The following is a 12,819-nucleotide window of genomic DNA, read 5'->3' as shown; positions in this document are numbered from 1 at the left end:
AATGGTTTTATTTGCTAAAAAAAATCATTGCCATTTTTATTGATTATTTCACATAAACTCTAGTATTGTTACAATTCTTCTTCTAACCAAGCCTGCATCATCCAGATGGTCTTTTCTTGCTCAGCAATAAAATCACTCATCATAGAATTCGTCCCTTCATCATTAATTTCTGAAGATTTGTTAAGGATTTCTCTTTCGATTTTTAACAAATGAGACAATGAGTTTACAATTAAATGGATTGCTTTCTCATCAATAGAAATATTTTTTCCAACAGTTAATTGATTGTTTTTAATATAATCCTCAAAAGTATGCAGCGGAGTTCCTCCAAGAGTAAGGACACGCTCAGCAATCATATCAATCTTTAATTGGGAATCGTTGTATAATTCTTCAAATTTTATATGCAAGTCAAAGAAACGCTTACCACGGATATTCCAGTGAATTCCTCGCAAATTTTGATAATAAACTTGAAAATTAGAAAGTAATATATTTAATTCGGTTACAATTAATTCGGTTTCTTTAACGGGTAATCCTAAAATATTTGTTTTCATGATAGTTCTTTTTGACAAATTTAAACAACAAAATAATATTTTACACTATAACTAAATTGATTGTTTTTATATTTGTATTAGATATTACTATAAAAAATGACAATCACTCAACTGAAATATGTTTTAGCCGTAGCCGAACATAAAAACTTTACTCTTGCTGCCGAAAAATGTTTTGTAACTCAGCCTACTTTGAGCATGCAAATTCAAAAAATTGAGGAAGAGTTAAGCATTCAAATATTTGACAGAACAAAAAAACCAATTCAGCTTACGGATATTGGACAAAAAATCGTCAATCAGGCTAAGAATATAGTAACCGAAGCCGATAGAATTCAAGATATTGTAGAGCAACAAAAAGGTTTTATTGGAGGTGAATTTAGATTAGGAATTATTCCTACTATTATGCCCACCTTATTGCCGATGTTTTTGAATAATTTCATCAAAAAATACCCAAAAGTAAAACTCATTATTGAAGAGTTAAATACCGAAGAGATTATTATAAAACTAAATAACGGTCATCTCGATGCAGCGATTGCAGCAACTCCTTTGATGGAAGAAAAAATCAAGGAAATTGTTTTGTATTTTGAACCTTTTGTCGCTTACATTCCGGAGAGCCATCATAATTTTCAGAAGGAAGAAATAGAAGTCTCCGATTTGAACTTAGATGAAATCCTATTATTGCAAGACGGACATTGTTTTAGAGAAGGGATTTTAAACTTATGTAAAAGTGCCGGTAAGAATGAAATGAATCACTTTCAAATACAAAGTGGAAGTTTCGAAACTTTAATAAAATTGGCCGATGAAGGTTTGGGAACCACATTGCTTCCTTATTTACATACCTTAGATTTGAAAGAATCTGACAAAATAAAGCTACGCCACTTCAAGGAGCCAAAACCAGCACGCGAAGTCAGTTTGATTTTCCCTAAAAGTGAATTAAAAATTCAGATAATTGATGCGCTTCGAAGCACTATTGCAGGTGTTGTAAAAGGAGCTATTGTTTTTCAAAATGTTGAAATTATTAGTCCAATTCAGAAAAAATAAAAAAAGGAACCGATTTAAGGTTCCTTTTTTATTTATGAATTTACGATCAGTAAACATTGTTTTAATTCTGGTTTTCCAATCGTGAAATTTAATAACCATTCTCTTAATTGCTCCATTTCGTATGGTAATAACGCTTTAATTGCTTTTTCTAATTCTTTGCAAAAAAGCATCGGATCGAAACTTACTCTTTCAAGCACTGATTTTGTGTAATCAAACATGATTTTCGACATAATAAATTAAGATTTTTAGGTTATCAAATATTATTAACTGCAGTAAAAGTACATTTTTAAAACAGACAACATAACAAATTAACGTTCTTTTTAGTATTTTATTTTACTTCAAAAAAAGTATCTCTTTTAAACTCTAAAATTTCTGTTTTTCTATTTTTTAGTTGCACGAAACATTTCTCTTTTCCCAGGAGGTCCTGCTAATTTCTCCACTGTAAAACCCACTTCTATCATACTCCTTTTAACAACTCCTCGCGCAGCATAAGTAACCAGTACACTATTGGGCTTAAGTGCGTTATACATTTTTTTAAAAATAGCTGTACTCCATAATTCAGGCTGAACCCGATAACCAAAAGCATCAAAATAGATCAAGTCAAATTTTTCAAAATCATCTATTTCTTTAAAAAATTGTTTCCTTTTAGTTAAAGTGAAATCATCCTTTAAAACAATCTTTTCTTCCCAATTACTTTCATGCATTTTTTTAAATACAGGACTTTCATTACTGGCATTCAGTTCATCAACATAATTCATCGATACCACTTCTTCTGCTGATATTGGATAGGCCTCCACTCCTACATAATCGATTGATTGATTCATTTTGGATGCTTCCAAAAAAGTAATAAATGCATTTAAACCCGTTCCAAAACCAATTTCTAAAATTGAAATTTGCTTGTTTTGAAATAAAGACAACCCATTTTTGATAAAAACATGCTGCGCTTCCTGAATTGCTCCGTGTTTAGAATGATAGCATTCATCCCATTCCTGTAAATAGATTGTTGTAGAACCGTCGAGTGTTTGGATTATTTCTCTTTTCAAAATTACAATTTGAGGTTATTCTTTATTTTATAGTTGTCCCAGATGGTCAAATTTAATCAAAACTAAAATGTAATAGTCTCAAAAAATCTATATTTTTTATAAATTTCATATAAATTGGCTCTATTTATTTCCATTTTTTAAAATATAAATAAATCACAGTTAAATGCTATAATTAATGGAATAATCATAAGTATTTCAGTGATTTTTATTTAATTTTGCAAACATTAAACTTCGTTTTGTAAAAAACAACGATTTTAATACTCTAGCATATCACTTATAAAAAATAAAAATAAACAATACCTTATTATGAGTACAACTCAAACTAGCAAAATTGAAATAATTAAAGCTCCTACTTCAAAGATAAATGAAGTAGATTTTGAAAACTTAAGCTTTGGTTCTGTTTTTACAGATCATTTATTCGAATGTGATTTTAAAAATGGTGAATGGCAAAAACCGGTCATTAAGCCTTATGCACCTTTTTTGTTAGACCCATCTACAAGAGTTTTTCATTATGGCCAAGCTATTTTTGAAGGAATGAAAGCATACAAAGATGACAATAATGACATTTGGCTTTTTAGACCTGATGAAAACTATAAACGTTTCAATACTTCAGCAGTAAGAATGGCTATGCCAGAAGTTCCTGAAGAAGTGTTTATGAATGGTTTAAATCAATTGTTACAATTAGATGAAGCGTGGGTAAAAAAAGGAAAAGGAAATTCCATGTACATTAGACCGTTTATGATTGCTACAGGTACTGGAGTAATTGCAAATCCGTCAGACGATTATAAATTCATGATTATTTTATCTCCTGTATCAGCTTATTATTCTGGTGATGTAAAAGTACTTATTGCGGAGCATTTTAGTAGAGCTGCCAATGGTGGAATTGGAGCTGCAAAAGCAGCTGGAAATTATGCTGCACAATTTTACCCTACTAACTTAGCTAATAAAGAAGGATTCCAACAAGTAATTTGGACTGATGATGCAACGCATACCAAATTAGAAGAAGCGGGTACAATGAATGTTTTTTTTAGAATCAATGACACTTTATTGACTGCTCCAGTTAGCGAAAGAATTCTTGATGGTGTAACTAGAAAAACCTTGATTGATTTAGCTAAAAGCGAAGGTGTAAATGTAGACGTTCGTCCAGTTTTAGTTTCTGAACTTGTTGAAGCTTCTAAAAACGGAACGTTAAAAGAAATTTTTGGAGCTGGAACAGCTGCAGTAGTTAGTCCTATTTCTGGATTCTCTTATCAAGATGTTTATTACGAATTACCAAAACTTGAAAATCCAGTAGCATTACAACTAAAAGATAAATTGACCAATATTCAAAATAAATTGGCTGAAGATACTTTTGGATGGACTGTTAAAGTATAAATTTCTAATTTTAGATTTATAAAAAAAGCGATTTTCATATTGAAAATCGCTTTTTTTTGTGCCTAACTGAATACTAAAAAACTAAATTTGGTAAAACATACCTTTGAATAATCTTTGTCAAAGTTTTGAACTTTGACAAAGATGTCAAAATCATAGAAAGCATTTTGAAACGAATACTATTTTAGTATTTTCGAAAAATCCGGTTTAAAATAATTAGGCCCTTTCATCACTTTTCCGTCTTCCCTATAAATAGGTTTCCCATCTTGGTCCAACTTACTCATATTACTGCGTTGAATTTCATCAAAAACTGCTTCTATTTTATGCTGCAAACCATGTTCAATAATAGTTCCGCATAGAATATACATCATATCGCCAAGCGCATCCGCAATTTCTATTAAATCATTATTTTGAACTGCTTCCAGATATTCTTCGTTTTCCTCTTTCATTAAATTATAACGAAGTGTATGTTTATTTTCACCTAAATCTGCTGTTGGAATTTCTTTGTGACCTATTTTAAATGCAGTATGAAATTCTTTAACGGAGTCTATTTGTTTTTGCATCTTTTTATTTTATTAAATGAAATGGCAAATTAGCAACTATTTCTAAACTATTAACTAAATTTGCCCGAAATAATTTAAACTATGTTTAGTCAGGGACAATTAATATTTGCAGGCTGTTTTTTTATTGCTTTTGTTATTGCAGCAATTTATTCCTACCGAAAAGATTTAGGAATACACAAAGAGTATTACAAGGGAAATTACAAAATATTAATAGGTTTCTTAATTTTTATTGGACTTCTGTTTATGATAAAAATATTTTTCAAACGTTAAGACCTTTATTTTTTGCAATAAAAAAATGCCCATTAAAAAAGTGGGCATTTTTTTTTTAGAAATTATACTTCTAATTTTCCAAAGGTAGAAACCCAAAGTTTTTAGAGTATTTCAACATTTGTTCTGCAAATGTTTTTGGTTGTTGTACTTCAATCGAAATAATTTTACCCGTTTTGTCTAATTTTGGAACCAATACTGGGTTTACAAACCCACTATAAGCAGCCGAAGCGAATTGCTTATTGCGCTCTAAAACTTCAGCATGCAGTTTTTGATCTACTTTCACACCATAATTTTCCACTAATGCTTTGCCTGCATTAAAATCTCCTTCTGATTTGATTCGTTGTACTTCTCTTAATAATTGTCCAAATAAGTCATGTAATTTTTCATAATCCGTAATATTGAAATACGTTTTTCCGTTACGAGTGATTTTCTCTATAACATTATCCTTTTGCCCTTTTTCAAAAACCCACGAACTCACCCACTGACGGTTTCTCATGTGTGCTTCTTCAATATTGGCACCCAATTCTAAACGCACTAACTGAGTCATCAATCCGTTTCTGATGTAACTATCATAAGACTCCATCCCAAGTTTTTTCCAATCATCTACTAAGCCTAATTCCTGTAATTTCGGGTTGTATAAATAATATAGTCCAACTAGATCTGCTCTACCCTCTTCAAGTGTCGAAGCATAACTTTTTAATGATTCCTTTGGAGTTCCTACACCAGGGTTGATTTGTCCTGAGGCATGCCCCACCACTTCATGTAAAGCAGTATGCATCTTATCTCCTATTTCACCATATTTTTTTGCCAATGCAATTTCTTGCTCATCATTTGCAAATTCCTCTAATTTTCCTTTTCCGGCAGCTTTCGCATACGAATCGATAATATTCCCTAAAGAAACTGATTTTGAACCATGTTCTGCACGAATCCAATCCGCATTTGGAAGATTTACTCCAATAGGCGTACTTGGTGAAGCATCCCCTGATTCACCTGCGACAATAACCGTTTTATAGGAAACTCCAACTACATTTTTCTTTTTATGCTCTGGCATCAGCGGAGAATTATCTTCAAACCATTGCGCGTTTTTAGAAACCACTTCCATTTTTGCCGACATATCAAAATCTTTTATCTGCACAATCCCTTCATAAGAACCTCTGTAACCTAATGGATCATTATATACTTCAATAAAACCATTGATGTAATCAATATTCCCTTCGGTTGCACGCAACCAAGCAATATTATAATCGTCCCAAGTTTTTAAACTTCCTGTTTTGTAATAACTGATCAACAATCCCAAAGCATCCGCTTGCTTTTTATTTTCAGCAACAGTTTTAGCTTTTTCTAACCAATAAACAATTTTATCAATTGCGGCTCCATACATACCGCCACTTTTCCAAACTTTTTCTGTTAATTGCCCTTTAGCATTCCGAATTAATTTAGAATTCAAACCATAAGAATAGGGTTTTTTAGGATCTGGACTTATTTTTTTAGCGTAGAAATCTTCCGCTTCTTTTAACGAAATTCCTTTGTCATAGAAGTTAATGGCTGAACCTTCCAACAACCCTTTAGATTCGTCAAGATTAACTCTTTTAGCATCGACATTATTAAATATAATGGCTTCAATCGTTGGTGATAAAGTTGTTTTTGTAGCTTTCAACAAACCGTTAAAATAGGCAACAGAAAATCCTGGCTTAATTTTATCACTGGAATAATGATGGTGAATTCCATTTGAAAACCAAACTCTTTTGAGGTATATTTCGAAATTTTTCCAGTCTCCAGATGTTTGATCACCTTTGTAATTTTTGTAAATATTTTCTAATGCTTTTCTGATTTTCAGGTTGTATTTATAATGTTGATCCCACATTATATCGCGTCCAGAAGTTCCGGCTTGTGTTAAATAATAAACTAATTTTTGTTCTTTCAACGTTAGATTTTCCCAACCTGGGATTTGATAACGCAGTACTTTAATGTCGGCGAATTGTTCTACAACATAATCAAAAGGAGCTTTCTCGGTGTTTTTTACTGCTGTGTTTTTTGTTACTTGCGCATTACAAATAACAGAAACCGCGAGAATCGTAAAAATTCCAGCAATTTTAAGTAATTTCATTATTAATATTATTTAGATGTTTAATAAATTATTATTCAACAAATATACATATTCTTTAAATAAATAATAAAACACGCCCCGACTATTGTTTCAGTTTTAAAATAAATAAATGTACTAATAATTCCGCTTTCCTGTCACTATTTTTTATTCAAGGTTAAATAAAATAGAAATTAAAATTCAAAATTGTTCCTATTATAGCGAACTCAAACACCAAGTTTTATAATTTTTTAATAGTTACTTTACAATATTAATTAAATTTCTAACTTTACAAGTCTAAACACCCGTATTATCATGAGGATTTTAAAATATATCTTTCTTTTACTATTACTTAGCTTAGTTGCATTATCCATTTTCATCGCTACACAAAAAGGAGATTTTACTGTCGAAAGGAGTAAAATCATAAATTCTCCAAAACCAGCAGTATTTAATTATGTAAATGATTTTAAAAATTGGGGCGAATTTGGTTCTTGGGCTGTTGAGAATCCTGAAATGAAAATAACTTATCCTCAAAACACGATTGGAAAAGGCGGATCTTATTCTTGGGAAGGAAAAGATGACAATGGTGATATGAAAACAATTTTTGTAAAAGAAAACGACAGTATTTCTCAAAAAATGAATTATAATGGAACTTTATCTGATGTTTTTTGGAGTTTTAAAGACACTGTTGGAGGTACAAAAGTAACTTGGAGAACAAAAGGAAAAATGAGTTTTCTTTTCAAAATTTATACTGCCTTTAATGGAGGTGTTGAAAAAATCATAGGCGGCATGTACGAAAAAAGCTTGGCCAACTTAGATAAAACCTTAGATTATGAAATAAATACCTATTCAGTAAAAGTAGATGGTTTGGTAAAAAAACCGGAAACGTTTTATTTACATCAAACTTTTACCAGTAAAATTGCTAACGTCTCTAAGAACTTTAAAATCGTTGTTCCAAAAATTATAGCTTTTTGTAAAAAAAACAACCTTCTAATTACAGGAAAGCCTTTTATAATTTATCACACTTATGACATTGTAAATGAACTCACTAAAATATCTATTTGTGTACCAATTAAAAATCAAATTTATACAAGTGAAGGAAGTGATCTTTATTCAGGAAAATTAGAAGCGTTTGAAGCCGTAAAAACGACTTTAACGGGTGATTATTCCCATAGAGATAAAGCTTTGGATAAAGCTACACAATACCTTAATACTAATCGTCTCGCACCTGACGCTACAATTTCGTATCTGGAAATTTATTCAATCAGCAAAAACGAAGTGAAAAACCCATCAAAATGGGTTACTGAAATTTATTATCCAATAAAACCAAAAGTGGAAGCAGTAAAAATTTACAAACCAGCAGTTATAAAAACTGATGAAGCGATAAAAACAGAACCCGCAGTAAATACTGTTCCAGTTACAAAAACAGAACCCATTACAAAAACTAAAGCTGTCGTAAAAACGAATCCTGTTGTAAAAACTAAACCGGTCTTAAAAGCAGAACCAATTGTAAAAAAAGCAACTCCTACAAAAAAAGAAGAAGACCAATCTGAATTTTAATATTTTTCCACTTCAGATTAAACCTATTTGATAAATCCCATTCTAACTGATAAATAATAGCTTTGCAAGAGGAAAAGGAATTCATTCAAAAACTATTGAACCCAAAAACGCAAAATGAAGCGTTTCAACAACTCTTGCAAGAGTATCAAAAACCGTTGTACAATCATATTCGTAATATAGTATTGAGTCATGATGATACTGATGATGTTTTGCAAAATACGTTTATAAAGGTATTTCAACATTTGAAAAACTTCAAAGGCGAGAGCAAACTTTTTTCTTGGATGTATCGTATTGCAACTAATGAAGCACTAACTTTTTTGAATCAAAAAGCAAAAACCAACGGTATTTCTTCTGAAACATTACAAAACAAAACCATAGATAATCTAAAAGCAGATGTTTTCTTTGATGGAAATGAAATTCAAATAAAACTGCAAAAAGCCATAACTTTTTTACCTGAAAAGCAACAATTAGTTTTCAAAATGAAATATTTTCAGGAATTGAAATATGAGGAAATCTCAGAGATTTTAGGAACATCCGTTGGTGCTTTGAAAGCATCCTATCATCATGCAGTCAAAAAAATTGAAGCATTTGTAACAACAAATTAAACCTTTTGTGTTTAATTAAGTCTAATGAACATTATGAAAGCATTTAAATTAGAAAACGAACCAAAAATTGAATCTGGATTTAAAACTCCAGACCATTATTTTGAAAATTTTTCAGCAAAAGTTTTACAACAATTGCCAAAAGAGGAACCAAAAGTAATTTCGATTTTTCAAAAAAATAAAATTGTAATTATGATGGTAGCGGCTATTTTAATACTTGCATTGATGGTTCCAATTCTAAATACGCATTCTACCAAAACAAAAGAATTAGATTCAGCCACTTTAGAAAATTATCTGACGGAACAATCTAATATGACACAATACGATTTGATCAGTGAATTACAACCTGAAGATATTAATAAAATGAAAACGACAGTAGTTCTGGAAGACAAGACTGTAGAAGATATATTAGCTACAAACTCTAATTTAGAGCATCTTATATTAGAATAAATATACATTTGAATTCTTTCTATTAAAATTGAATAAAAAAAATAAAAAAATGAACATTAAAAAATTTTTACCCGTACTCTTTTTACTATTATCCTTTAATTTTTACGCTCAAGGCGAAAGAATGAAAGAAAAAAAGGAACAAATTAAAGCGCTGAAAGTGGCTTTCTTGACTACTGAACTAGATTTGACTACAAGTGAAGCCGAAAAATTTTGGCCCCTCTATAACACATTTGATGATAAGCAATTTGAATTGAGACATCAAAAAATGAAAACTTTGATGAAAAGAATGGATGATGGAGGTTTAGATAAAATGACCGAAAAAGAAGCCAGTGCTTTTCTTGCTCAAATGGAAAGTAATGATGAAGAATTATTTCTTTTACGAAAAAAATTTACCGCAAATCTCAAAGGAGTTATTCCTGCGACTAAAATCATAAAACTAAGAAAATCCGAAGAAGATTTCAATAGAAAACTATTGCAACAATACCGCGACAAAGGTCCGAGAAGATAAAATTAAGATTTATTAATTCAATAAAACACCCTATTTAATGGTTCATGCTATTATTTAGGGTGTTTTATTTTTTAAAATTTACACGAACTATTTTGTTTTTTCCAGCAGCAATTGCAGTATGATTATCTAAAAAACGAATCGTAAAAAGACTGGAATCTAGCGCCATTTGCCTCCAAGATTTACCACTATCCGATGAGTAATACAATCCGGATGCACCTACTGAAACTAGTTCCTTTCCATTACTATCAGGAACATATTGCACGCAAGAAGCATAACCAAAACCTTGACTCTCGGCTTGAAGTTTCCATGTTTTACCTCCATCAGTTGTAGCTGCTTTATTCCCGAATTTTTGGTTAGGTAATTCATAATTCCCTCCAGCTATAAATCCAATTTTCGAATCGTAAAAATCAGCCGTAAAAATTCCAGTCATAGTTTTTCCTTGAACTATTGGTGTATTATATACTTTCCAAGTATTTGCTTTATCAGATGAATAAAAAACACTTGCTTTTTTTCCACCGGAAACAATCCAGGTTTTATTTCCTTTAATAACAATATTAGTATTGCTTGCCGCAAAAGCTGCTTCCCCATCAATTATTTTAGGCAACTTATCCGATGCAATTTTATTCCATGAATTTCCGCCGTCACGAGTAATTATAACTGAAAGACTATTCTCTATAGGATCACCGATGGCAATTCCTTCTTTATCATTCCAAAATTGCATACTATCATAAAATACTTTTTTATGATTTTCTTGATACACTAATCGTACTTCTGAACCGTCTTTGGCGATTTTATATAATAATGCAGGATTGGAAACGTTTAGAATAAAAACAGCCTCCGAAGTTTGCGCAATACTTCTGAATTCAAACTTTAAACTATCATTACTAATAATGCTTTCCTTTTTTTTATTTTGAGTCAAATCATAAAACCCAAATCTGGAATTATCCGCAGCATACCAAATTTTATTTGCATCAATCAAAATGGCCCTAATACTTATTTTATCTTGAAATAACGTATCGATTTTAACCGCTTTAAAACCCATGTTATTGTCATCGATACCAATATTACTAACTGTTTTACAAGACACAAACAAAACAAAACTCATTGAAATTAAAAAAAAACTTCTCATTTATATATAAATTTTAAAGGCTAATTTACAATTAAAAATATAAATACAAACTAGCCTCTTTATTTATTGGCACAGTAATTGGGTAATCAAAAAATATTAAACTTAATAGCATTAATCATGAAAACTAAACTACTCCTTTTAAGTCTATTGACTTCTGTTTTCGCCACACAAATAAATGCGCAGGATAGAACTACAGTAAATGCAATGAATACTGAAATTAGTGACAACTTAGATTTACGAGCTGTTGCATCCATTTTTGGAGATTCGAGAGATCTTCAGGATTTTGAAAGACGATTGAACGATCCAAAACTTCAAATATCAAATTTAGATTTGAATAACGATGATGAAGTTGATTATTTACGAGTAATAGAATCTGTAGAAAATAGAACCCACGTAATTATCATACAATCTGTTATCGATCAAGATGTATATCAAGATGTAGCCACAATCGATGTTGAGAAAGACAGATACAACAATGTTCATGTACAAGTTGTAGGAGATGTGTATATGTATGGTCAAAATTACATTTACGAGCCTGTGTATTACAACACTCCTCTTATTTATGCTTCATTTTGGGCTTCTAATTACCGCCCTTATTATTCAACATGGAATTGGGGTTATTATCCATCTTATTATTACACTTGGAACCCATTCCCTGTATTTAGATATAGAAACAACATCAACATTTGCTTGAATGTAAATAACAATTACAATTATGTAAACAATAGAAGAAGTAGCATAGCAATTGAGTTATATAGTTCCAGACGTTCCAATGGATATGAAAGACAACATCCAAATTATGCTTTTTCAAGAAGAAATGCACAAGTAACAAATCGTTATGAATTAGAGCAAAGAAGAGGGTCAAGAAATGATAATGGATATTCTCAAAACAGAACGAGTCCATCTAGAGATTATTCCCAAAACAGAACTAATCCTTATAGAGAATCCCCTTCACAAAGAATGGGACAACAAAGAGAAAGAGACTATTCTCAAAACAGAAATAATCCTTCAAGAGAAGGTACACCACAAAGAGACTATTCTCAAAACAGAGGGAATTCATCAAATGATGCCACTTCGCAAAGAGCGCAACAACAAAGAGATTATTCTCAAAACAGAGGGAATTCTTCAGGAGAAGCCGTTCCACAAAGAGCGCAACAACAAAGAGATTACTCTCAAAACAGAGGAAATTCTTCTGGAGAAACCGTTCCACAAAGAGCGCAACAACAAAGAGATTATTCTCAAAATAGAGGGAACTATTCTGGAGAAGCCGCTCCACAAAGAGCGCAACAACAAAGAGATTATTCTCAAAACAGAGGTAACTCTTCTGGAGAAGACGTTCCACAAAGAGCGCAACAACAAAGAGATTATTCTCAAAATAGAGGGAATTCAGCTCCACAAGCAGCACCGCAAAGAATGGAACAACAAAGAATGGAACAACAAAGAGGTAATTCTTCAAGAGAAGCAGCTCCACAAAGAATGGAACAACAAAGAGGAAATTCTTCATCAAGAAATGACAACAGAAGATCTTAAAACTCACTATTGTCTAGTCCTGAAAAAACGATACAGGATTAATAAAAAATAAAAGTACAATTTTTAAACAGTAGTAAGCTCCGGTTTACTACTGTTTTTTGTTTTATAGGTTCTCATTTTAATT

General features: G+C 31.2%; 13 protein-coding genes. 7 read left to right on the top strand and 6 right to left on the bottom strand.

Annotation, left to right across the window (positions count from 1 at the left end):
* Positions 1–68 precede the first annotated feature (68 nt).
* Entirely contained in the window at positions 69–548 is a 480-nt protein-coding gene (locus ACM55I_RS08280) for a Dps family protein (RefSeq protein WP_416846297.1), read from the bottom strand.
* 96 nt (positions 549–644) lie between these two features.
* On the opposite strand from ACM55I_RS08280, the gene ACM55I_RS08275 reads away from it, so the two are divergent.
* Entirely contained in the window at positions 645–1,586 is a 942-nt protein-coding gene (locus ACM55I_RS08275) for a LysR substrate-binding domain-containing protein (protein WP_416846296.1), read from the top strand.
* A gap of 32 nt (positions 1,587–1,618) precedes the next feature.
* On the opposite strand, the gene ACM55I_RS08270 is transcribed toward ACM55I_RS08275, so the two are convergent.
* Together ACM55I_RS08270 and mnmC2 are read right to left on the bottom strand one after the other, a co-directional pair.
* Complete coding sequence (locus ACM55I_RS08270; RefSeq protein WP_416846295.1) at positions 1,619–1,816, bottom strand: hypothetical protein; 198 nt, start codon at positions 1,814–1,816, stop codon at positions 1,619–1,621.
* Between the two features lie 150 nt (positions 1,817–1,966).
* Complete coding sequence (mnmC2, locus tag ACM55I_RS08265) at positions 1,967–2,629, bottom strand: tRNA (5-methylaminomethyl-2-thiouridine)(34)-methyltransferase MnmC2 (RefSeq protein WP_416846294.1); 663 nt, start codon at positions 2,627–2,629, stop codon at positions 1,967–1,969.
* 306 nt (positions 2,630–2,935) lie between these two features.
* On the opposite strand from mnmC2, the gene ACM55I_RS08260 reads away from it, so the two are divergent.
* Entirely contained in the window at positions 2,936–4,003 is a 1,068-nt protein-coding gene (locus ACM55I_RS08260; protein WP_416846293.1) for a branched-chain amino acid aminotransferase, read from the top strand.
* A gap of 176 nt (positions 4,004–4,179) precedes the next feature.
* Here ACM55I_RS08260 and ACM55I_RS08255 read toward each other — a convergent pair whose 3' ends face one another.
* Together ACM55I_RS08255 and ACM55I_RS08250 are read right to left on the bottom strand one after the other, a co-directional pair.
* A complete protein-coding gene (locus ACM55I_RS08255) occupies positions 4,180–4,563 on the bottom strand; it encodes a pyrophosphohydrolase domain-containing protein (RefSeq protein WP_416846292.1) in 384 nt (127 codons plus the stop codon).
* 340 nt (positions 4,564–4,903) lie between these two features.
* Complete coding sequence (locus ACM55I_RS08250) at positions 4,904–6,940, bottom strand: dipeptidyl-peptidase 3 family protein (protein ID WP_416846291.1); 2,037 nt, start codon at positions 6,938–6,940, stop codon at positions 4,904–4,906.
* Positions 6,941–7,231: 291 nt separating this feature from the next.
* Here ACM55I_RS08250 and ACM55I_RS08245 point away from each other — a divergent pair, with 291 nt between their 5' ends.
* From ACM55I_RS08245 to ACM55I_RS08230, 4 genes are all read left to right on the top strand, one after another.
* Positions 7,232–8,476, top strand: coding sequence for an SRPBCC family protein (locus tag ACM55I_RS08245; RefSeq protein WP_416846290.1), 1,245 nt, complete (start codon positions 7,232–7,234; stop codon positions 8,474–8,476).
* A gap of 62 nt (positions 8,477–8,538) precedes the next feature.
* Positions 8,539–9,081: an RNA polymerase sigma factor gene (locus ACM55I_RS08240; protein WP_416835659.1), complete on the top strand. Its 543-nt coding sequence runs from the start codon at positions 8,539–8,541 to the stop codon at positions 9,079–9,081.
* A gap of 33 nt (positions 9,082–9,114) precedes the next feature.
* Positions 9,115–9,528: a hypothetical protein gene (locus tag ACM55I_RS08235; protein WP_416846289.1), complete on the top strand. Its 414-nt coding sequence runs from the start codon at positions 9,115–9,117 to the stop codon at positions 9,526–9,528.
* A 49-nt stretch (positions 9,529–9,577) separates the two neighbouring features.
* A complete protein-coding gene (locus tag ACM55I_RS08230; protein ID WP_416846288.1) occupies positions 9,578–10,036 on the top strand; it encodes a sensor of ECF-type sigma factor in 459 nt (152 codons plus the stop codon).
* A gap of 64 nt (positions 10,037–10,100) precedes the next feature.
* Here ACM55I_RS08230 and ACM55I_RS08225 read toward each other — a convergent pair whose 3' ends face one another.
* On the bottom strand, positions 10,101–11,165 hold the full coding sequence (locus ACM55I_RS08225; RefSeq protein ID WP_416846287.1) for a sialidase family protein: 1,065 nt from the start codon (positions 11,163–11,165) through the stop codon (positions 10,101–10,103).
* 117 nt (positions 11,166–11,282) lie between these two features.
* On the opposite strand from ACM55I_RS08225, the gene ACM55I_RS08220 reads away from it, so the two are divergent.
* Entirely contained in the window at positions 11,283–12,695 is a 1,413-nt protein-coding gene (locus tag ACM55I_RS08220) for a hypothetical protein (RefSeq protein WP_416846286.1), read from the top strand.
* The last annotated feature ends 124 nt before the right edge of the window (positions 12,696–12,819 follow it).

This window comes from Flavobacterium algoris (genome assembly GCF_048158525.1).
GTDB classification, from domain to species: Bacteria; Bacteroidota; Bacteroidia; order Flavobacteriales; family Flavobacteriaceae; genus Flavobacterium; species Flavobacterium algoris.
This window is presented reverse-complemented; position numbering and strand designations above follow the sequence as displayed.

Excerpts from the sequence above, each read along its gene's own strand:
- ACM55I_RS08280 (WP_416846297.1), bottom strand. The coding sequence starts at position 548 with ATGAAAACAAATATTTTAGGATTACCCGTTAAAGAAACCGAATTAATT.
- ACM55I_RS08275 (WP_416846296.1), top strand. The coding sequence starts at position 645 with ATGACAATCACTCAACTGAAATATGTTTTAGCCGTAGCCGAACATAAA.
- ACM55I_RS08270 (WP_416846295.1), bottom strand. The coding sequence starts at position 1,816 with ATGTCGAAAATCATGTTTGATTACACAAAATCAGTGCTTGAAAGAGTA.
- ACM55I_RS08260 (WP_416846293.1), top strand. The coding sequence starts at position 2,936 with ATGAGTACAACTCAAACTAGCAAAATTGAAATAATTAAAGCTCCTACT.
- ACM55I_RS08255 (WP_416846292.1), bottom strand. The coding sequence starts at position 4,563 with ATGCAAAAACAAATAGACTCCGTTAAAGAATTTCATACTGCATTTAAA.
- ACM55I_RS08250 (WP_416846291.1), bottom strand. The coding sequence starts at position 6,940 with ATGAAATTACTTAAAATTGCTGGAATTTTTACGATTCTCGCGGTTTCT.
- ACM55I_RS08245 (WP_416846290.1), top strand. The coding sequence starts at position 7,232 with ATGAGGATTTTAAAATATATCTTTCTTTTACTATTACTTAGCTTAGTT.
- ACM55I_RS08235 (WP_416846289.1), top strand. The coding sequence starts at position 9,115 with ATGAAAGCATTTAAATTAGAAAACGAACCAAAAATTGAATCTGGATTT.
- ACM55I_RS08230 (WP_416846288.1), top strand. The coding sequence starts at position 9,578 with ATGAACATTAAAAAATTTTTACCCGTACTCTTTTTACTATTATCCTTT.
- ACM55I_RS08225 (WP_416846287.1), bottom strand. The coding sequence starts at position 11,165 with ATGAGAAGTTTTTTTTTAATTTCAATGAGTTTTGTTTTGTTTGTGTCT.
- ACM55I_RS08220 (WP_416846286.1), top strand. The coding sequence starts at position 11,283 with ATGAAAACTAAACTACTCCTTTTAAGTCTATTGACTTCTGTTTTCGCC.